The sequence below is a fragment of the Streptomyces sp. NPDC030991 genome (genome assembly GCF_055571235.1).
Genome location: NZ_JBVIFR010000014.1, coordinates 45941 through 65938 on the forward strand (window position 1 = coordinate 45941; position 19998 = coordinate 65938).

18 protein-coding genes are annotated in these 19998 nt (G+C 73.0%); 7 read left to right on the forward strand and 11 right to left on the reverse strand.

The window, feature by feature from the left end; translation table 11 throughout:
* Positions 1–19 precede the first annotated feature (19 nt).
* Together ACZ45E_RS25415 and ACZ45E_RS25420 are read left to right on the forward strand one after the other, a co-directional pair.
* Positions 20–523, forward strand: coding sequence for a GNAT family N-acetyltransferase (locus tag ACZ45E_RS25415; protein WP_468224370.1), 504 nt, complete (start codon positions 20–22; stop codon positions 521–523).
* Positions 524–864: 341 nt separating this feature from the next.
* Positions 865–1152 (forward strand): PASTA domain-containing protein, encoded by a 288-nt coding sequence (locus tag ACZ45E_RS25420; RefSeq protein ID WP_468224372.1) that lies wholly within the window; start codon positions 865–867, stop codon positions 1150–1152.
* On the opposite strand, the gene ACZ45E_RS25425 is transcribed toward ACZ45E_RS25420, so the two are convergent.
* The 7 genes from ACZ45E_RS25425 to ACZ45E_RS25455 all read right to left on the reverse strand — a co-directional run bounded on the left by ACZ45E_RS25425 (position 1136) and on the right by ACZ45E_RS25455 (position 10837).
* The gene (locus tag ACZ45E_RS25425) at positions 1136–3967 is read right to left on the reverse strand and encodes a zinc ribbon domain-containing protein (protein ID WP_468224374.1); all 2832 of its coding nucleotides are present in this window, start codon (positions 3965–3967) and stop codon (positions 1136–1138) included. The two genes, ACZ45E_RS25420 and ACZ45E_RS25425, sit on opposite strands and share 17 nt — an antisense overlap.
* Before the next feature lie 125 nt (positions 3968–4092).
* On the reverse strand, positions 4093–4782 hold the full coding sequence (locus ACZ45E_RS25430; protein WP_468224376.1) for a demethylmenaquinone methyltransferase: 690 nt from the start codon (positions 4780–4782) through the stop codon (positions 4093–4095).
* A 445-nt stretch (positions 4783–5227) separates the two neighbouring features.
* Positions 5228–5821, reverse strand: coding sequence for an imidazolonepropionase-like domain-containing protein (locus ACZ45E_RS25435; protein ID WP_468224378.1), 594 nt, complete (start codon positions 5819–5821; stop codon positions 5228–5230).
* A gap of 7 nt (positions 5822–5828) precedes the next feature.
* The gene (gene mqnC / locus ACZ45E_RS25440; protein ID WP_468224381.1) at positions 5829–7028 is read right to left on the reverse strand and encodes a cyclic dehypoxanthinyl futalosine synthase; all 1200 of its coding nucleotides are present in this window, start codon (positions 7026–7028) and stop codon (positions 5829–5831) included.
* 58 nt (positions 7029–7086) lie between these two features.
* Positions 7087–7779, reverse strand: a complete 693-nt coding sequence (locus tag ACZ45E_RS25445; protein WP_468224383.1) for a prepilin peptidase — start codon at positions 7777–7779, stop codon at positions 7087–7089.
* Position 7780: 1 nt separating this feature from the next.
* Entirely contained in the window at positions 7781–9583 is a 1803-nt protein-coding gene (locus ACZ45E_RS25450) for a serine/threonine-protein kinase (protein WP_468224386.1), read from the reverse strand.
* Positions 9584–9964: 381 nt separating this feature from the next.
* Positions 9965–10837 (reverse strand): menaquinone biosynthetic enzyme MqnA/MqnD family protein, encoded by an 873-nt coding sequence (locus ACZ45E_RS25455; RefSeq protein ID WP_468224389.1) that lies wholly within the window; start codon positions 10835–10837, stop codon positions 9965–9967.
* A gap of 287 nt (positions 10838–11124) precedes the next feature.
* On the opposite strand from ACZ45E_RS25455, the gene ACZ45E_RS25460 reads away from it, so the two are divergent.
* Entirely contained in the window at positions 11125–11328 is a 204-nt protein-coding gene (locus tag ACZ45E_RS25460) for a cold-shock protein (protein WP_003948780.1), read from the forward strand.
* Positions 11329–11512: 184 nt separating this feature from the next.
* Here the strand turns inward: ACZ45E_RS25460 and ACZ45E_RS25465 are convergent, their stop codons facing one another.
* Complete coding sequence (locus tag ACZ45E_RS25465) at positions 11513–12079, reverse strand: DUF2000 family protein (RefSeq protein ID WP_468224391.1); 567 nt, start codon at positions 12077–12079, stop codon at positions 11513–11515.
* Between ACZ45E_RS25465 and ACZ45E_RS25470 the strand changes: the two genes are divergently transcribed.
* Entirely contained in the window at positions 12078–12902 is an 825-nt protein-coding gene (locus ACZ45E_RS25470; protein ID WP_468224392.1) for a helix-turn-helix domain-containing protein, read from the forward strand. The two genes, ACZ45E_RS25465 and ACZ45E_RS25470, sit on opposite strands and share 2 nt — an antisense overlap.
* A 222-nt stretch (positions 12903–13124) precedes the next feature.
* Here the strand turns inward: ACZ45E_RS25470 and ACZ45E_RS25475 are convergent, their stop codons facing one another.
* Positions 13125–14510 (reverse strand): MFS transporter, encoded by a 1386-nt coding sequence (locus ACZ45E_RS25475; protein WP_468224395.1) that lies wholly within the window; start codon positions 14508–14510, stop codon positions 13125–13127.
* A 222-nt stretch (positions 14511–14732) separates the two neighbouring features.
* Between ACZ45E_RS25475 and ACZ45E_RS25480 the strand changes: the two genes are divergently transcribed.
* Positions 14733–15602 carry a helix-turn-helix domain-containing protein gene (locus tag ACZ45E_RS25480; RefSeq protein ID WP_468224397.1) on the forward strand — a complete coding sequence of 290 codons (870 nt, stop codon included), beginning with the start codon at positions 14733–14735 and terminating at the stop codon, positions 15600–15602.
* Positions 15603–15614: 12 nt separating this feature from the next.
* On the opposite strand, the gene ACZ45E_RS25485 is transcribed toward ACZ45E_RS25480, so the two are convergent.
* Positions 15615–16910, reverse strand: a complete 1296-nt coding sequence (locus ACZ45E_RS25485) for an acetyl-CoA C-acetyltransferase (RefSeq protein WP_468224398.1) — start codon at positions 16908–16910, stop codon at positions 15615–15617.
* A gap of 69 nt (positions 16911–16979) precedes the next feature.
* Between ACZ45E_RS25485 and ACZ45E_RS25490 the strand changes: the two genes are divergently transcribed.
* A complete protein-coding gene (locus tag ACZ45E_RS25490; RefSeq protein ID WP_468224400.1) occupies positions 16980–18338 on the forward strand; it encodes a 3-oxoacyl-ACP reductase in 1359 nt (452 codons plus the stop codon).
* A gap of 63 nt (positions 18339–18401) precedes the next feature.
* Positions 18402–19289, forward strand: a complete 888-nt coding sequence (locus ACZ45E_RS25495) for a MaoC family dehydratase (protein ID WP_468224402.1) — start codon at positions 18402–18404, stop codon at positions 19287–19289.
* On the opposite strand, the gene ACZ45E_RS25500 is transcribed toward ACZ45E_RS25495, so the two are convergent.
* Positions 19278–19913, reverse strand: a complete 636-nt coding sequence (locus tag ACZ45E_RS25500; RefSeq protein WP_468224405.1) for a TetR/AcrR family transcriptional regulator — start codon at positions 19911–19913, stop codon at positions 19278–19280. The genes ACZ45E_RS25495 and ACZ45E_RS25500 overlap by 12 nt on opposite strands.
* Positions 19914–19998 lie beyond the last annotated feature (85 nt).

Below are 19998 nucleotides of genomic sequence, written 5' to 3' on the forward strand. Positions count from 1 at the left end.
CCAGCCGAAGGGCCAGCCCATGAGTCGAGTCCTGCCCGCCGTGGATCTGCGTGTCCCCACGCACGAGGACGCCTTCGCCTGGCACCGGGTCTTCGACCACCCGGACGTCATGGAGTTCCACGGCGGTGCCTCGGCCGAGCTGTCCGTCTACGAGGAGCTGACCGCGCGCCAGCGCCGGCACGACGCCGAGCGCGGGATCTGCCTGTGGACGATGACCGACGAGTCCGGCCAGGTCATCGGGTTCACCGGCGCGCAGCCCTGGGAGCGCGCGTGGGGCCCGACCGGTGAGATCGAGATCGGCTGGCGGCTCGGGCGCGCGCACTGGGGCCAGGGGTACGCCACGGCCGCCGCGGTCGCCACCCTGGAGCGGGTCCGGGCGGCGGGCGTCACCAGCGTCGTCGCGATGGTCGACGCGCTCAACGAACGCTCGATCGCGGTGACCCGGCGCCTGGGCATGGAGCGGTTCGAGACGTTCGTGACACCGACGGGGCGCCAGGGGCACTGCTTCCGGCTGGAGCTTTAGCGCACGCCGGTTCTGTGGCCCAGCCGGTTCTGCGGCGCACGCCGGTTCTATGGCGCACGCCGACTCTGTGGGCCACCCCGGCTCAGCGGCGCACGCCGGTTCTATGGCGCACGCCGACTCTGTGGGCCACGCCGGCTCAGTGGCGCACGCCGGTGCCTCGGCGCGCGCCGCGCTCGTGGCGCGTCCTCGATCGGAGCGCGGGGGGCGGGAGTTGTGGTGGTCGCGCCGTTCCGCGCGGCGCCTCCCGGGGGCTACCCTTCCGGTACCTCCTGGGGGTGACCTCTGTGCACATTCCACCCGAGAACCCACTGGAAGTCCGGGTTCCGAAACTGGTCGGTCTGATGGCGGTCGACGCGCGCAGCACGGCCGAGGGCCACGGCGTGCGCCTCGCGACCCCGGACCGGCCCGACTTCCCCCTGACGGCCGTCGACTACGTGGTGCGCCAGTACCCGCTGCCCGGCGCCGAGGTCCCCCGGGACGCAGCGGTCACGATCTGGTTCGACCTCGGCGAGGGAGAGAGCGGCGGTGGGGGCGCGGGCGTGCGCGTGCCCCGCGAGCCGGGCCCGCGGGGCGGTGGCATGCGCCGTGAACTGAACGAACCGGCCGCGCCGTTCACTCCGTGTCAGTGAGACGCCAGGAGTCGAGGCCGACCTGGTAGGTACCGGACAGTTCGGTCCAGGCGTCCTCCTTGCCCGTCAGGAAGATCGTGTACTCGGTGCCGTCGGCGGCGATGTACGACTGGTCGACGCCGTGGATCGTCTGCCCGGCCTCGTTCTCGTACGTGTACTCCCAGATGGCTCCGGGCTTGCCCTGAAAGGTGTTCGTGTCGAGGAGGACGCGCCGGTAGCCCGTCGTGTCCTTGTCCTCCTGGAGGTGCTTCTCCATGGCGAGGAGGTTGCCGTGCGAGGTGTAGGGCGCGTTCGGGATGACGCCGACGATGTACTTCTCCGTGTCGGTGCTGCCCGCGTACGTGATCTGGCTGCCGCGCTTGACGCCGACGCGGCCCCACAGGTCCGGGATGACGAAGGAGAAGCCCTTCTCGTCGAAGACCTGGTGGTAACCGGCGGGTACGACGGGCGCGCCGGTGGGCGCGGCGGCGTTCTCGGTCGGGGTCGGGGTCGGCGTGGGAGTCGGGGTCGGTGCCGGCGTCGGGGGTCGCGTCTGGTTCTGGGTCGGCGTCGGGCTCTGCTGCTCGGAGCGGGTGGAGTTGGGTTTGTCGTCCGCGGCGTTCTTCTTGCCATCGCCGCCGTCCTGGAACAGCAGCACACCGGCCGCCACCCCACCGCCGATGACGAACGCGCCGGCGATGGTCCCGACCCAGACCCCGACGCGCCGCTTCCGGGCGGAGCCGGCGGGCGGGGGCGGGGCGAGCAGGAAGGCGGCGGGGTCGTACGGGGTCGGCCCCGGCCCGTACGCGGGTCCCTGGCCGGGCAGCGCGGACGGAGGAGTCGGAACGGGCGCGGGGGCAGGTGCCGGGGCGGGCACGGGGGTGTGACTGCGCAGGAGCCCCGGGCCCATGGTCAGGGCCTGATCGAGAGCGGGCGGCGGGGCGGGGGCCGGGGGTTGGTCGGATGCGGCCGCGTCAGCGGAGGCCGGCGCCTTGCTGAAGTTGGGGCTGGGAGCGGGTGTGGGTGCGGGCGGGGGTGTGGGTGTGGAGTCGGGTCCGGGCGCGGGGTCCGCTGCCGGGCCCGACGGCGAGCCCTGGCCGGGTGCAGACGCCTGGCCGGGTGCAGACGCCTGACCGGACACCGGCGCCGGGTCGGACGGCGGGACCGGGCCGGACATCGACGCCGGGTCGGACGGTGGGACCGGGCCGGACAAGGGGGCCGGGCCGAACGGTGAAGGCGGGCCGAACGGTGAAGGCGGCCCGGGGGCGCCGGAGGTCGGTGTCTGGGCGGCACCCGGCATCGGTCCCCAGCCGGAAGCCGGTGCCTGGCCCGGCAGCGCCGGAAGCAGGGGCGGTACGGCGCCGGTGCTCAGGCCCGCCATCCGCATCAGGTACGGCACGAGGAACGCCGTGCCGGCCGTCCACAGCAGTCCGAACAGCAGCGCGTCCGGGACGCTCAGGCCCACGTCGATGTGGCCCGAGCCGCTGCCGAAGAAGTCGAGGTCCCCGGCGAACTCCGCGCCGAGGCCGCCGACCCCGGCGAGCAGCAGGAACAGGCCGAAGAAGAGCCCGGCGGAGAGGAGTTGTTCCCGCCGGTCGAGCGAGCGCCGCACGGTGAGCACGCCCACGAACAGGGCGCAGACCAGCCCGGCGGCGAGGACGTAGACGACGGCGCCCGAGCCGAGTTCGTCGCCGATCCGGGACAGCCCGAACGACTCCTTCTCGTAGCCACCGCCCCCGAGCGACGACGAGCCCCGGCCCTCGATCTCCAGCGGAGCGCCCCAGCACACGCCGAGCACGGCGAGGGCGGCGTTCGGCAGCAGCATCAGTCCGGCGCCGAGCGCCGCCGCGGCCGAACCGTCGAAGTCGGAGGAGTCACCGGCGTCGGAGGGGCCGGAAGAACCGTCCTCGCCGAAGATCGCGAGTCCGATCCAGCCGAGCGTCAGGGCGATCGGCAGCACCCAGCCCAGGGCACGCACCGCCGTACCGAAAGCGCGCACCGTCATCCGCACACCCGGCCGGGCGGTCGCCACCCGGTACTTCAGGTCGTCGCCGTGCAGCACTCCCCCGGCGACCGCGCAGGCGAGCAGCAGCGTCCACAGCGCGGTCAGGAACGGCGCCGTGGACAGCGACACCTCGTCGATCTCCGGCTGCCCGATCAGCGCGAGCACCAGCGTCGCGCCGGTCACCAACAGGGCGACCCGCACCGCCGCTTCGAGCCCCGCGCTCGCACCGGCCGCGCCACCGGGCGTGCCGGGCACGGTCCGCGCGTACAGGCGCGTGCGCAGCATCCGTACGCCGATGACGAGCGCCACGATCCACACCACGGTGACCAGGAGCGGTACGACGGAGAGCGACGCGGTGCCGGAGGAGCCGGAGTCGTAACCGCCGTACAGCGATCCGCCGGAGTCCGCTCCGGAGACCTCCAGGCTGCCGCCGAGCCCCTGGAGCAGTACGGCGAGGGCGATGCGCATCCGGTCCGCGAAGCCCACGGCGACGTCGCCGGAGTCCTGCCCGTAGGAGGGGATGGCGAGGGCGGACGCGGCGATCAGCAGCAGCCCGACCGGCCACAGCGCGGCCTGCGCCGCCCCGGCCCAGTCGCCGCGCAGCGCACGGCCGAGGAACTGCCCGACGGCCGAGGGCCGGTCGGGGCCCGGGGCGTGCGCGGGCGGCGGCGGGCCCAGGGGGGCAGGAACCGCGACGGGCGGGGCGCCGGGAGGGGGTGGGGGTGCGGACGGGGGCACGGGCGCGGCCGCGGACCGGTCCCGGCCGCATCTCATGCAGAAGCGGGCCTCTTCAGGAGCCTCGGCTCCACAGTGCGGGCAGGACGACGGCATCTGGTGGCTCCGTGATGGTCCAGGGGCGATCGGGTGACGTGCCGTCACCGGACGTCACCCCGTAATCACAGGACTCATCTTCGTCGTGCCCCGGTTCCCGTCAACTGCAATACCCAAAACGGGACTTACTTGATACCGCGGTGCAGCGCGACGATGCCGCCGGTGAGGTCGCGCCAGGCCACCCGCTGCCAGCCGGCGCCCTGGAGGCGGGCGGCCAGCTCGGGCTGGGTGGGCCAGGCCCGGATCGACTCGGCGAGGTAGACGTACGCGTCCGGGTTCGAGGAGACGGTGCGCGCGACCGGCGGCAGGGCCCGCATCAGGTACTCGGTGTAGACCGTGCGGAACGGGGCCCACGTGGGGTGGCTGAACTCGCAGATGACGACACGGCCGCCCGGCTTGGTCACGCGGTACAGCTCGCGCAGCGCCTGGTCGGTGTCCTGGATGTTGCGCAGCCCGAAGGAGATGGTCACCGCGTCGAACGTGTCGTCCTTGAACGGCAGCCGCATGCCGTCGCCCGCGGTGAACGGCATCCACGGGTGGCGCTTCTTGCCGACCCGGAGCATGCCGAGCGAGAAGTCGCAGGGCACGACGTACGCGCCGGCCCGCGCGAACGGCTGCGAGGACGTGGCGGTCCCGGCGGCCAGGTCGAGGATCTTCTGCGCCGGGCGCGCGTCGACCGCCTTGGCGACCTCCTTGCGCCACAGCCGCGCCTGCCCGAGGGAGAGCACGTCGTTGGTGAGGTCGTACTTCTCCGCCACGTCGTCGAACATCGAAGCGACTTCGTGCGGCTGCTTGTCCAGGGATGCGCGGGTCACCCGCCCATTGTGGCAGGGCGGCCCCTGCCATCGGGCAACCGGGATGCGTCTGCGGGGGGCGGGTCTGGCACCCGGGGCTGATCTCATCGCCGAGGGCGGGTCCGGCCACTCGGGGCGGATTCGTCGCCGAGGGCGGGTCCGGTCACTCGGGGCGGATTTGTCGCCGAGGGCGGGTCCGGTCACTCGGGGCGGATTTGTCGCCGAGGGCGGGAGGCGTCTGCCGGGGGGCGGTCTCGTCGCGGGCCGACGGCCGGTGGGGGCGGGCCGCGCAGTTCCCCGCGCCCCTGAGATGCGCACTTCGTGCGGCATCTCAACGGGCCGCTGGGGCTGCGGCGAAGCCGCATGCACCAGGGGCGCGGGGAACTGCGCGACCAGCCACGACGAGACACGTACGTACAAGACGGCCGAACCCGGCAGACGCCAAGGGGCCCGCGGAACCGCGCGGTCAGCGCCCCCGGTACACGAGCCGCCCACCCAGCACGGTCGCCACACAGGTCGCGGCCCCCCGCCGCACAAGCTCCGCGCGGTCCGCGACGTCGAACACCGCGAACCGGGCCGGGCCGCCCACGACCAGTCCGGGCAGCAGGACCAGCGGTTTCGGGGAGAGGGAGACGGGCCCGGACAGCCGGTCGGGGCGCGCGGCGAACAGGAGCCCGGACCGCTGCACAACCTCCAGGACCGGCCTGGCCCGCAACTCCCCGGCCAGGGCCACCGTGCCGTGCGCGAACAGCCGCTGCACACCCCGGCGGGCGCTGGCCCCGAGCCGTGCCGGGTCCGCGCGGAAGATCGCCCGCGCCCGCTCCCCGCCGATCGGCGTCGTGCCGTACGTGCCGGCCTCGCGCGGATCGGGGTGGTAGGTGTGCTCCAGGATCTCCGGACCGTACGGGTTGAGCAGCCCGGGGGTGAGGATGCCGGGCCAGCGCCGCACCCGCGCCTGCGGGGCGGCGGCGGCCAGCTCCTCGTACGGGCCCACGGCCTTGACGTACTCGCCGTCGACGAGGACGGACGATCCGTCGGCGACGGTGTGGAGAGTCAGCAAGACGCCCTCAGTTGGTGGCGACGAGCTTCAGCTCGGGGTGGGCCGTCCCGCCGTCGATCGCGGTGGACGAGATGTGGGACATGACGCGCTCGTCGACCGGGTCGTTCGCCGGGTCGTCGTGCACGACGAGGTGCTCGTACGTGGTGGCGCGCTGCGCGGGGACGCGGCCGGCCTTGCGGATCAGCTCGATGATCTCCATGCGGTTCGAGCGGTGCTTGGCACCGGCCGAGGAGACGACGTTCTCCTCCAGCATGATCGAGCCGAGGTCGTCCGCGCCGTAGTGGAGCGAGAGCTGGCCGACCTCCTTGCCCGTGGTCAGCCAGGAGCCCTGGATGTGCTGGACGTTGTCGAGGAAGATCCGGGCGATCGCGATCATCCGCAGGTACTCGAAGAGCGTGGCCTGCGTGCGGCCCTTGAGGTGGTTGTTCTCCGGCTGGTACGTGTACGGGATGAAGGCGCGGAAGCCGCCCGTCCGGTCCTGTACGTCGCGGATCATGCTGAGGTGCTCGATGCGCTCGGCGTTGGTCTCGCCGGTGCCCATCAGCATGGTGGAGGTCGACTCGACGCCCAGGTTGTGGGCGGTCTCCATGATCTCCAGCCAGCGCTCGCCGGACTCCTTCAGCGGGGCGATCGCCTTGCGCGGGCGCGCGGGCAGCAGCTCGGCGCCGGCACCGGCGAAGGAGTCGAGGCCCGCGGCGTGGATGCGCTGGATCGCCTCCTCGACGGAGACCTTGGAGATCCGGGCCATGTGCTCGACCTCGGACGCGCCGAGGGAGTGGATGACCAGCTGCGGGTACGCCTTCTTGATCGCGGAGAAGTGCTCCTCGTAGTACTCGACCCCGTAGTCCGGGTGGTGGCCGCCCTGGAACATGATCTGCGTGCCGCCCAGCTCGATCGTCTCCGCGCAGCGGCGCAGGATGTCGTCGAGGTCGCGGGACCAGCCCTTCTTGGTGTCCTTCGGGGCCGCGTAGAAGGCACAGAACTTGCACGCCGTGACGCACACGTTCGTGTAGTTGATGTTCCGCTCGATGATGTACGTCGCGATGTGCTCGATGCCCGCGTACTTGCGGCGGCGGATCGCGTCGGCGGCGGCGCCGAGCGCGTGCAGCGGCGCGTCGCGGTAGAGCACCACGGCCTCTTCGGGGGTGATCCGCCCACCGGCGGCGGCACGGTCGAGGACGGACTGCTGAGCGGCCTTCTCGGTCACCGGGCGTGCCCCTTTCGGAGGATCTGAACAAATTCAGGGCGGACCGTCTCAGCGTACGTCAGGCCCCCAGGGCGCCCAGCAGAACCCCCACGCAGACCCCCGCCATCATGAAGGGCCCGAACGGCATCTCCGTGCGGCGGCCCGCCCGCCGGGTCACGATCAGCACCCCGGCGTACAGGCCGTTGAACAGCACCCCCGCGAACGCCCCGAGGAAGAGCACGCCCCACCCGTACCAGCCGAGCGCCGCCCCGAGCCCGAGCGCCAGCTTCACGTCCCCGAACCCCATCCCCTTCGGGTAGACGAGGAGCAGCAGCAGGTACCAGCCGCCCAGGCCGGCCGCGCCGAACAGCGCGCCGCGCCACGATCCGCCGGGCTCGGGCAGTACGGCGGCGGCGCCGAGCGCGAGCAGCGCGAGGGCGGCCAGCGGCAGCGTGAGCACGTCCGGCAGCCGGTGCACGGCGAAGTCGACGGTGGCCAGCAAGGTGCACACGGGCGCGAGCAGGAGCCAGGCGCCCAGCTCGGGCCGGGTGCCGGTGGCCGCCGCGAGCAGGGCGCAGACGAGGGCGGTGCAGAACGAGAGGACCAGGGTGCTCGGTCCGTAGCGCGCCGTGCCGAGCCAGCCGCGGATCGGCCGTCCGTCGGGGTCCTCGGCGCGCCACGGCTCCTCCGGCTCCACGGAGAGGCGGTAGGCGGGGCGCGGCAGCAGCAGCCCGGCGGCGGCGCCCCACAGGGCGGCGATGACGCTCAGCACGTCAGCCGATCCGGTCGAGGTCGGCCGTGGGGTTGCCCGCCTGCGGATACCGCGAGGTGTACTTCAGCCCGGCGCCGTCGCGGGTGAGGTGCACGGTGTGGGTGCCGGCGGCGCAGGTGCCCGGGTTGTCCGGCGCGGCCTTGCCGTCGGCCACGAGTTCCTTGTCGCCGACGGACTTCAGCGTCAGTACGTCGACACACTGGATGCCCAGCGGATCGGTCGACGTCACCTTGCCGACCTCCCGGCCGACGGCGGCCTGTTCCAGATCGACGCGGAACGTGCCGAAGGAGATGCCCGCCTGGACGGCCGGGCCGTCCCAGGCGCCGAGGTAGAACTTCGGCACGGCCGCCGCCCCCGTCGGCTGCGCCGACCCCGACGGCTGCGACCCCGTCGGCGGGGCCGAGCCCATGGGCGGGGCGCTCGTCGTGGGGGCGCCGCCGTCGGCCCCCACTCCCCCGTCACCCGAGTCGTCGGGGAGCATGTTCACCACGAGGACCCCGCCGACCGTGACCGCCGCCAGGGCGCCGGCCACCGCGAGCGCCACCGAGCAACTCACTCTGCGCCCGCGGCCGTTCGCGGACGTGGGCGCCGATGTCGCCGACACCGAGACGGAGAACCGGCCGGGCGCGGCGTCCCGCGGCGCGGCGGCCGCCTTCCCGCCCCCGGCCGCCGCCCCGCCCTCGCCCGGCACCTCGGCCCGTGCGCCCTCGGCCCGTACTCCTTCGGCCCGTGCTCCCTCGGCCGGTGCCTCTGTCCGCGGCACCGGCACCGGCACCGCCGCGTACGCCGGGTCCGGTGGCCCGAAGACCCCGGCCGGTACCGGGTTCCCCGTCACCGCGGGGCTGGAGAAGCCCACCGGGCCCGAGACCGGCGCGGGCGACGGGGTGCCCTCCAGGTCGAGGAGCTGTACCGCGCCCCGCGACATCTGCTCCACCAGCGCCCCGGGGAGCCAGCCCGCCGCGACAAGGCGCGCGGCGCCCTCGGGCGCGAGCCGCCGCGCCACCTCCCCGGGCGTGGGCCGCGCGGCCGCGTCCTTGGCCAGGCAGGCCTCCGCCACCGCACGCAGGTCGCCGGTGAGCGCGCCGAGTCGGGGTGCCTCGTGGACGACCTTGTAGAGCAGCGCCGCCGACGAGTCACCGGGGAACGGGGACTCTCCCGTCGCCGCGTACACCAGCACCGCGCCGAGCGAGAAGACGTCCGCGGCGCCCGTGACGCCCTTGCCGAGGATCTGCTCGGGCGCCATGTATCCGGGCGAGCCGACGGAGACGCCGGTGGATGTCAGCGACGCCGTGTTGTCGGTGGCCCGCGCGATCCCGAAGTCGATGAGCCGCGGCCCGTCCACCGTCAGCAGCACGTTGGAGGGCTTCACGTCCCGGTGCACGAGGCCGAGACCGTGCACGGCCGCCAGCGCCTCCGCCAGGCCCGCGCCGAGGACCCGCACCGAGTGCTCGGGCAGCGTCCTGGGAGGACCGTCGGCGCCGCCCGGCCCGGCACCGGCCGCCTGCGCGAGCGAGGGGCCCGCGACGTACCCCGTCGCCACCCACGGCACCCGCGCCCCTGGATCCGCGTCGAGCACCGGAGCGGTCCACGCCCCGCCGACCCGGCGCGCCGCTTCCACCTCGCGCCGGAACCGCGCCCGGAACTCCTCGTCGAGCGCGAAGTGCGGGTGCACCACCTTCACGGCGACGGTCCGGCCACCGGCGCTGCGGCCCAGATACACCCGGCCCATACCGCCGTGCCCGAGCCGGCCGAGGAGCCGGTAAGGACCCACTGTCGCCGGATCGTCCGCCTCGAGCGGCTGCATCCCGTGAACCTCCCCCGAGCTCTCCCCCCGTGCGGCCGGAACCAGCCGTACCGCGCGCGTGCCTCAGCAGCGTAGCCCCGTGGCACGAATGCCGGGAGTTCATGTTGATTTCGTCCCGGGAGGGTGGAATTCGGTTGCGGGGTGCGGCTTCCTTGCGGGGTGCGGCTGTCTTGTGGCTTACGGCTGTCTTGCGGGGTGCGGTTGCCTTGTGGCCTACGGCTGCCTTGCGGGGTGCGGTTGCCTTGTGGCCTACGGCTGTCTTGCCGGGTGCGGCTGTCTTGTGGCCTACGACTGTCTTGCGTTCGGCCTTATGGCCATCCCCGCCTTTACCTGAATTCCCCTGCGGACTTCGGTCCAATTCCGCGCAGGCCGGGCACGGGATCAGCGCGAGAGCAGTTCCACCGTCACGTCCGCGGGAAATCCGGTCGTCGGTCCCACCCGCCGCGCGAACTCCTTGACGCCGTCCAGCTGCGCCGCCCCGAACCGGAAGTCGAGCGTCGTGAAGTACTCCTCCAGAACGGCCTCGTCGAAGACCTCCCAGCGCGCCGCCTGCTCGGCGACCTTGGTGACCTCCTCCAACGACACGTCCCGCGACGTCAGGAACGCCTCGTGCACCTGGCGCGTGATCAGCGGCTCCCGCGCCGCGTACTCCTTGCGCGCCGCCCACACCGCGAAGACGAACGGCAGCCCCGTCCACTCCTTCCACATCGCCCCCAGATCGTGCACCTGGAGTCCGAGCCGCGGGGCGTCGTGCAGATTGGCCCGCAGCGCCGCGTCCCCGATGAGTACGGCCGCCTCCGCGTCCTGCATCATCAGTCCGAGGTCCGGCGGGCACGTGTAGTACTCGGGCTGTACGCCGACCCGCTCGGCGAGCAGCAACTGCGCCAGCCTGACCGACGTACGCGACGTGGAACCGAGCGCCACGCGCCGGCCGTCGAGCTGGTCGAGGGGCACCTGCGACACGATCACGCAGGACATCACGGGTCCGTCGCAGCCCACGGCCAGATCGGGGAAGGCGACCAGCTGGTCGGCAGCCTTCAGGAACTCGACCAGAGTGATCGGACCGATGTCCAGGCCACCCTCGACCAACTGCTCGCTGAGCTTCTCCGGGGTGTCCTTCGTGAGCTCGAAATCGAGGAGCGATCCCGTCCTGGCGAGGCCCCAGTACAGAGGCATGCAGTTCAGGAACTGGATGTGGCCGACGCGCGGCCTGGTGCGCCGCGCGGCCTGAGGAGTCTCGGGAGAATTGTCCACATCGGTGAGGCTAGACCCCATGAGGTACGGTGCATGCTCCGGGTCGCGCACACCGCGGTCCCGCTTCGGGCCTCCGTCAAACCTCCGGGTGACGTGATCTTGCCCCCTATTGCTTTCCGCTGCCTGCGTGCTAAGCTCGCCGCAAGTTGCAGTTTGGTTTCCCTTGCAGTACAGAGCCTGCGGAGCATGTAACCGCGGGCTCTCGTCGTATTCAGACTTTTGCAGTTGTTCGCAAGCGCATTTGCAGGTTCTGGAGCAGGGCGACCCTTTGGCCCATAGGAGGGCTTATGGCTACCGGAACCGTGAAGTGGTTCAACGCTGAAAAGGGCTTTGGTTTCATCGCCCAGGAAGGCGGCGGCCCGGACGTCTTCGTCCACTACTCGGCGATCAACGCGAACGGCTTCCGCTCCCTCGAGGAGAACCAGGCCGTGACCTTTGACGTCACGCAGGGTCCGAAGGGCCCGCAGGCGGAGAACGTCACCCCCGCCTAAATCCTTCGTGATCGCACGGCAGGTGCCGTGATCCGATCCGGAACCTAGCGCAGTACCCAAGGAGCCCCGCTCCTCCGTCGGCCTTGTCGACGGGGTGAGACGGGGCTCCTGCCCTTTTGTTTCCTCCCGGCCTTGCGGTTCCGCGGTGCGGTTCTGTGGGGTGGTTCTGCAGGTGGGTGTTCTGTCAGGCGTGCATGCGGGCGCCCTTCAAGGTCTTGTCCACCGCGTTGCGCGGCCCGTACACCGCCATCCCCACCAGATCCAGGTCGGCCGAGGCCACCGCCCTCACCGCCGCCCGGTTGTCCGTGTCGTTGCCGGTCGCGAACAGATCCGACGTGAACACCGCGCGCGGCAGCGCCCTCTGCAACGCCTTGCCGTGCGCCGCCGTCAGCACCTCCTTGCCGCCCTCGAAGACGAGCACCGGCTGCCGGAACATCGGCAGGTACGGGGTGTCGTCGGCGTCCGCGTACGGCTCCCCGACCACCTCCGGCACCTGGGTGCCCAGCCCGCTCACCAAGAACGCCGTCACGTTGAGCCGCTGCCACGTCTCCAGGTCGTCCCGGAGCAGGACCGCGATCTTGGTGTCGAAGCGGGATGGGCTCCGCGGGTGGTCCGTGTTCTTCGGGGTGGCCTCGTTGTCCGGGGTGGCCGGAATCGGGGTGGCCGTGTCGTTCGGCGTGGCTGCGGGCTCTGTGCTCATGCCTTGAGACTGCCGAACGGGTCGGCGCCCGGTCTTGTACGTTTTTTGCATGGCGGCCGGCGGCGCGCGGACCAGCGGGTCCGAGAAGATCACCGCGTGGCGCCCCGAGGTGAAGGGCGTCACGGAGGTCTTCCACGCCCACTTCACGCGGCACGCCTACCCCATGCACGTCCACGACACCTGGACCCTGCTGATCGTCGACGAGGGCGCCGTCCGCTACGACCTGGAGCGGCACCGGCACGGCACCCCGCTCGGCACGGTCTCCCTCCTCCCGCCCCAGGTCCCGCACAACGGTTCCGCGGCCACGCCGCTCGGCTTCCGTAAACGGGTGCTGTATCTGGACGCGGACCGCGGCCCCCTGGACGCCTCGTTCATCGGGCCCGCCGTCGACACGCCCGATCTCGCCGATCCCTTGCTGCGGCAGCGGATCAGCCGGCTCCACACGTCCCTGGCGCTGCCCGGGGACGAGTTGGAGGCGGCCGCGCGGCTCGCGCTCGTCGGGGAGCGGCTCCGGGAACGGTTGCGGCCGCGGCTCGCCGACATCGCGCGGCCGGGGCCTGATCGGCGTGTCGCCGGGGCGTTGCGGGAGCTGCTCGACGCGCGGGTCGTCGAGGGTGTCGAGCTCAACGAGGCCGCCGGGCTGGTGCATGCGCATCCCGCGCATCTCGTGCGGTCGTTCGGGGCGGCGTACGGGATCGCTCCGCATCAGTACCTGATGGCGCGGCGGGTGGATCGGGCTCGGGGGCTGCTGCTTGCGGGGCAGGCGCCGCGGGAGGTGGCGGTGGCGTGCGGGTTCTATGACCAGTCGCATCTGAACCGGCACTTCAAGCGGGTGGTCGGGGTGCCGCCTGGGCGGTATGCGCGCGGGCTGTGACGGGGGCTCCGTCGGTTGCGGGGTTCGCCTGTCGCTGTTTGTGGTGGCGGGGCGGCGTCGGGGTGCCTCCTCGGCCGGATCGGTTGCCGCGCCTGCTGTACGCCATAGGCGGGTCGTCCTGTGCTGGGTTCCCGCGGAGTCCTGCGGGGGCACCCCGACGCCGCCCCTCCCGTCCGATCGCGGGTGCGCGTTCGTGGGTGGTTCCTGTTCGGGCGGCCTGTGTTACTGCTTGCGCGGCAAGCGCCATGCTGCCAGAGCCGCTGTCACGCACAGTGTTGAACCGGCCACCACCAGGCTCAGTCGCATTCCGGGCAGCGAGAACAGCCCGTCCTCGCCGCCGGCCACCAGCGTTCCGAACAGGGCCACGGCCAGCGCGCCGCCGGTCTGCCGGAACGCGTTGAGCAGGCCGGATGCCGTGCCGACTCGCGGGCCGGGGACGGAGTCCATCAGCATCGCCGTGACCGCCGGGATCGCGAACGCCCCGCCCAGGCCCGTCGGGACGAGCAGGAGCAGGACCAGCCACAGCGGCGTATCGGCTCCCAGGGGCAGCAGTACGAACATGGCCAGCGCCAGGACGAGTTGGCCCGTCACGATCACCGGGCGGCGCCCGACCCGCTCGGCCATGCGCGGCGAGATCAGGTTCGTGCCGGTGATGATGGCGGCGAGCGGTACGAACATCAGGCCCGCTGTCAGCGCCGACATCCCGCGTTCCTGCTGGAGGTAGAGGCCCAGCAGGAAGACGAGCCCGTAGAACGCCACGTTGATCGCGAAGCCGACTGCGAGGGAGACCGCCACCGTACGGTCCCGCAGCATCGACAGCGGGACCATGGGCGCCCGGTGCCGCTTCTCCGTGACGTAGAAGGCGCACGCGGCGATCGCCGCGACCCCCGCCGAGAGCAGACCCGCGCTCCCGCCCTCGATCACCGCGAAGGTGAGCCCCGCCAGCGTGAGCACCGCCGTGATCTGCCCGGGCACGTCGATCGGTGCGGGGCGTCGCGGGGACGGCTCGACCCGGAGCAGGAGCAGGAGGATCGCCGCGCCCACCGGCAGGTTGAGGAAGAACACGGCCCGCCAGCCCACGGTCTGCATGAGGACACCGCCCAGCACCGGGCCCACCGCCATCGCGACCGAACCGCCCACGGTCCACAGCGCGACGGCCCGCGCCCTGCGCCGCGCGTCGTCATAGGACTGCCGGATCAGCGCGAGCGACGCGGGCATCAGGACCGCGGCCGCCCCGCCCTGCACGACCCGCGCCGCGACGAGCGCGCCGATGCTGGGCGCGAGGGCGCAGGCCAGCGAGGCGAGAGTGAACAGGCCCGTGCCCCACGCGTAGGCGCGGCGCGCCCCGGCCCGGTCGGAGAGCGCCCCCGCGGACAGCATCAGGCCCGCGAACATCAGCGTGTACGCGTCCACCACCCACTGGAGCCCCGTCATGCCGCCGTGCAGCGAGGCGCGGATGCCGGGCAGCGCGATGTTCACCGCGGACACGTCGACCGTGATGACGGTGAAGCCGAGCAGCGCGGCCACCAGCGCGGTGCCGCCGGACGCGGCGCGGCGGACCGGCGGCGCGGTGCGGGCTGCGGCGACCGGCGTAGCGGTGAGGGTCATTCGAGCCTCCAGGCGGAGAAGTGAGAAGGGGCTGCGGGCGGCCGGGCGCGGGCCGCGGACCGGTGTCGTGCACCCCCTGGGCCCGGGAGCCTCGGCCACCCGCAACGTGTTCCACTCTCCCGGGGTCCGCCGTGAAGTGGCAGGCCGCGCTCCACCGGGGTGCCGCGTTCCTGGCCCTGAGACAGCCCCCCACCGGACCCGCCGCCCAGGGACAATGGGCGTATGGCTGAGAGCAACGGCACGGGCGGCACCTCCACCGGCACCGAACTGGGCACCTACCTGCGCGCGCGCCGCGCCCAGGTCACCCCGGCCGAGGCGGGGCTGCCCGCCGGTATGGGGCTGCGCCGCACCCCGGGGCTGCGCCGGGAGGAGCTCGCGACCCTCGCCGGGGTCAGCGTCGACTACTACACGCGCCTGGAGCGGGGCCGCGAGACCAACCCGTCGGCCGGTGTGCTCGACGCCCTCAGCCGCGCCCTGCGGCTGCGCGGCGACGCCCATGAACGCCTGCACGAACTGGCCGAGCTGGCGTCCGGCCGGCTCACCGTGCCGCACCCCACGACGGACGACACGGTCCGCGACTCGGTGCTCCAGATGTTGGAGGCGCTGCGGCCGATGCCCGCGTACGTGGTCAGCCGGTACAGCTACATGCTGGCCGCCAACCCCGCGGGCCGCAGGCTGCTGCCGGGCATGTGGGACCTGCCGCCCGAGGAGCGCAACGTGACCCGCTACCTCTTCCTGCACCCCGTCGGCCGAACCTTGTACGTGCCGTGGGAGGACACCGTCGCCAAGTCGGTGGCCCACCTGCGCGCGGTGGGCGGCACCGACCCGGACGACCCCAGAATGGCCCGGCTCGTCGGCGAACTGCTGCTGAAGTCACCGGAGTTCGCCCGCATGTGGGACCGGTACGACGTGCAGGAGCGGGGCGGTGGCACGAAGACGTTCGACCACCCCAAGGCGGGCGGGATGACCCTCACGTACGAGGTGATGCAGCTGGCCCGGACGGGCGGCCAGCGCCTGGTCGCCTACCAGGCGCCCGCCGGTTCCGCGGACGAGGCGGCGCTGCTGACCCTGGATCCCGCCGCCCGCGCGTAGACCGGTCCGGGTTCAGGCCCGTTCCAGCACCGCCGTCACCCCCTGCCCGCCGGCGGCGCAGATCGAGACGAGGCCCCGCGCCGGGCCCTCGCGCTCCGCGAGCAGCGAGGCGAGCGTCGCGACGATCCGCGCCCCCGTCGCCGCGAAGGGGTGCCCGGTGGCGAGCGAGGAGCCCGCCACGTTCAGCCGTTCCCGGTCGACCGGCGCCAGGCCCTGCTTCTCCCATGCCGCGAGCGTCGCCAAAACCTGCGAGGCGAACGCCTCGTGCACCTCGATCAGGTCGAAGTCCTCGATCCCGAGACCGGTCCTCTCCAGCATGCGCGGCACGGCGTGGGCGGGGGCCATCAGCAGCCCGTCGCCGCCGCCCCCAGTGACGTCCCCGCCGACGAAGTCGACGGCCGCGGTCTCGTACGCCGTCAGATACGCCAGCGGTCGCAGCCCGCGCGCCTCGGCCCACTCCTCGCTCGCGAGCAGCACCACGGCCGCCCCGTCTGTCAGCGGCGTCGAATTGCCCGCGGTCATCGTGGGGTTGGGGTCCTTCGTACCGAAGACCGGTTTGAGCGTGGCGAGTTTGGCCGTCATCGAGCCCGGCCGCAGGTTCTGGTCGCGTTCAAGTCCCCGGTACGGGACGACCAGTTCGGCGAAGAAGTCGCGGTCGTACGCCGCCGCCAGCCGCTGATGGCTGGTGGCGGCGAGTTCGTCCTGGGCCTCTCGGGTGATGCCCCACTCGCGTGCGGTGACGGCGGCGTGCTCACCCATCGACAGGTCCGTGCGCGGCTCGGCGTTGCGCGGGATGTCGGGCGCCAGGTGGGACGGCCTGATCCGGGCCAGCGCCTTGAGCCGGTCCTTCGCCGACTTCGCGCGCCGCGCGGCCAGCAGGATCTTGCGCAGGTCGTCGTTGACCCCCAGCGGGGCGTCGCTCGCGGTGTCGGACCCGCCCGCGACGGCGCTCTCGGTCTGGCCGAGCGCGATCTTGTTGGCGGCGGCGATCACCGCTTGCAGGCCGGTGCCGCAGGCCTGCTGGATGTCGTACGCGGGTGTGCGCGCGTCCAGCGTCGAACCGAGCACGGTCTCGCGCGCGAGGTTGAAGTCCCGGCTGTGCTTCAGCACGGCGCCGGCCACGAACTCGCCCACCGCGTCCGGTTCGTGGAGCTCGAAGCGGCCGGCCAGGCCATCGAGGGCCGCGGTCAGCATCTCCTGGTTGGAGGCCGTCGCGTACGGGCCGTCGGAGCGGGCGAACGGGATGCGGCTGCCGCCGATGACGGCGACTCGGCGGGGCGGTGCCGGGGTTTTGGCAGGGCGTACCATCTCGACAACTCCTGACTACTGAGTAACCTTACTCCGAAGTAAATTTACGACCGCGCAGGGAGTTGGACAATGGCCGATCGCTATCTGAACTTCACCGGCACGGCCCCCGGCCGCTTCCTGACCCGTCGTCTGGGTCTGCCGCAGCCCGCGCCACTGCGCCGCCGGACCGCCGAACACCCCGCCTTCGAGGGCCGGTTGCTGCACTTCACCGCGGGCGCGTCCGCCTGCCGCGAGGAGCTGTCGGCGCTGCTCGCCCGCACCGGCCTCGACGTACGCGGCTCGCTCTCGGGCGGCGGCGCGACCACCAAGAACCCCGTCGGCGTCGTCGTGGACGCCACCGCCGTCACCGGACCGGACACCCTCGCCGAGGTGCACGCCGCGCTGCACCCGGTCGTCCGCTCCATCGCGGCGAGCGGGCGCGTCATCGTGCTCGGGGCGCCGCCGTCCGCCGACGACCACCACCAGGCGGCGGTGCAGCAGGCCCTCGAAGGGTTCGTACGCTCCCTCGGCAAGGAGATCGGGCGCGGCCGCACGGTCAACCTCGTGCGGATCGCCGGACCGGTGGCCGCCGCCGAGTCGACCCTGCGCTTCCTCCTCTCGCCCGGGTCGGCGTATGTGAGTGGACAGGTCGTGGAGGTCGGCCCGGGAGCGGTCGAGTCGGGCGTGCCCGACGACTGGTCGCTGCCCCTCGCCGGGCGTACCGCCCTCGTCACCGGCGCCGCGCGCGGTATCGGCGAGGCTGTCGCCGCGACTCTCGTACGGGACGGGGCGAAGGTCGTGCTGCTCGATGTGCCGTCGGCGAGAGGCGAGTTGGCGAAGGTCGCGGAACGGCTCGGCGGGCGCGCGCTGCCGCTGGACATCACCGCCGACGACGCGGGGGAGCACATCGCCGAGTTCACCTCCGGCGCCGCCGGCCACGATGGGCTCGACATAGTCGTCCACAACGCGGGCATCACCCGCGACCGGCGACTGGCCAACATGGACGCGGCCCGGTGGAGTTCGGTCCTCGACGTCAACCTGGCCAGTGTCCTGCGGACCACCGACACCCTGCTGAAGGCGGGAGCGGTACGGCGCGGCGGCAGCATCGTCGCCACCGCCTCCATCGCGGGCATCGCGGGCAACACCGGGCAGACCAACTACGCGGCCAGCAAGGCGGGCGTCATCGGCCTCGTCCGCTCCCTGGCACCGCGCGCCCTCGCCGAGCACGGTGTCACGGTGAACGCCGTGGCCCCCGGGTTCATCGAGACGAAGATGACGGCGGCCGTCCCCCTCTTCATCCGGGAGGCCGGGCGGCGGATGAACTCCCTCGGCCAGGGCGGACTCCCCGTGGACGTGGCGGAGACGACGGCGTGGCTCGCGTCGGCCGGTTCCGGGGCGGTGAACGGGCAGGTGGTCAGGGTCTGCGGGCAGAGCCTCCTCGGCGCCTGACCCGCTCCGGCCTGCCCACCCGCACCCCAGCGGACATCCGACCCCTCCTCCCCCAGGACCGCCATGACCGCCACGCCCCGGCCCGCCACCGTCACCCTCACCTCCCTGCCGCCCCTCCTGCCCCTCATGGCCCGCGGCGCCCTACTGTCCCCCCTGAAACGGCCCCGCCGCGACGCGGAGCTGCCCCGCACCCGGCTCGTACTGCCCGCCCTACGGGTCTCGCAGAGCCACCTCGCCGCCTACGAACGCGCCTGCGGCTTCCCCACCGGACGCGCCGAGCTGCCCGTCACCTATCCGCACATCCTGGGCTTCCCCCTGGCCATGCGGCTGATGTCGCAGCGCGCGTTCCCCCTGCCGCTGCTCGGGCTCGTCCACACCTCGATCGACATCACCCAGCGACGGAGCCCGGACCCGGAGGGCACATACGAACTAGCCGTGGCCGTCGAGGAGTTGAGGGCGCACCGGCGCGGCACGGAAGCCGTCGTCAGCACCGGGCTGCACGCCGGAGGCGCTCTCGTCTGGCAGTCGACCAGCACCTATCTGGCCCGCCACAGCACACCCGGCACCGCGGGGCCGAACCCCGGCCCGCCCGAGCCCGAGCCCGGCGAGCCGCTCCCCCCGCGGGCCCGGTGGACCCTGCACGGCGATCTCGGCCGCCGTTACGCCGCCGCCTCCGGTGACCGCAACCCGATCCATCTGCACCCGCTCACCGCCCGCCTCTTCGGCTTCCCGCGCGCCATCGCCCACGGCATGTGGAGCGTCGCCCGCTGCCTCGCGGAATCCGGCGCGAGCGGGCCGGTGCACGTACAGGCGCGGTTCAGGGCCCCCGTCCTGCTGCCGAGCACCGTGACCTACGCGGCGCGGGGCACCGCCTTCGAACTGCGGTCCGCGAAGGACGGCCGCGTGCACGTCACCGGGGACGTGCGGGCGGCCGGTCCGCTAACGGACTGACCAGCGCCGCCCGTCCATCAGGTTCCCCAGGCCCGACCACGCGAAGTTCATCATCGTCGTGGCGGCCTCCTTCGCGGAGACGGACGGGTCGGCGTTGGCCCACCCGGCGAGCGCCTCGGCCGCCCCGACCAGCGCCAGCGCGAGCCCCGCGGCCTCCCGCCCGGCCGGACCCGGGTCCTTGTGCGCCTCGCGTGCGGCCTCCGCGATCAGGGACGCCACGAACGCGACGATCTCCTCCCGCGCCGCCCCGACCTCCGCGACGAACGGCTCCCCGCCCGACCGCGCCTGGCTGTGCAGCACCGCCCACCCGTCGGGGCGCTCGGCGGTGTGCGTGAAGAAGGCGGCGAGCCCGTCCCACAGCTGCCGGTCGGCGGCCGCGTCCGTACGCACCCCGGCCCGCACCGCCGAGATCAGCGCCCGCGCCTCCCGCCGGATGCAGGCGGTGAACAGCTCTTCCTTCGAGTGGAGATACAGGTACACCAACGGCTTGGAGACACCGGCGAGTTCGGCGATCTCGTCCATCGACGCGGCCCGGTACCCACGCTCCCCGAACACCCGCACCGCGGCGTCCAGCATCTGCCGCTCCCGCTCGGCCCGCGGCATCCGCGCCACCCGAACCTTCATGCCACCACCCACCCCGGCCCCTTCCCTCCACACACGTGCCGCGCTCACCCTACGCAGGGCACCGTGCCCGTACACGACCGTGCCC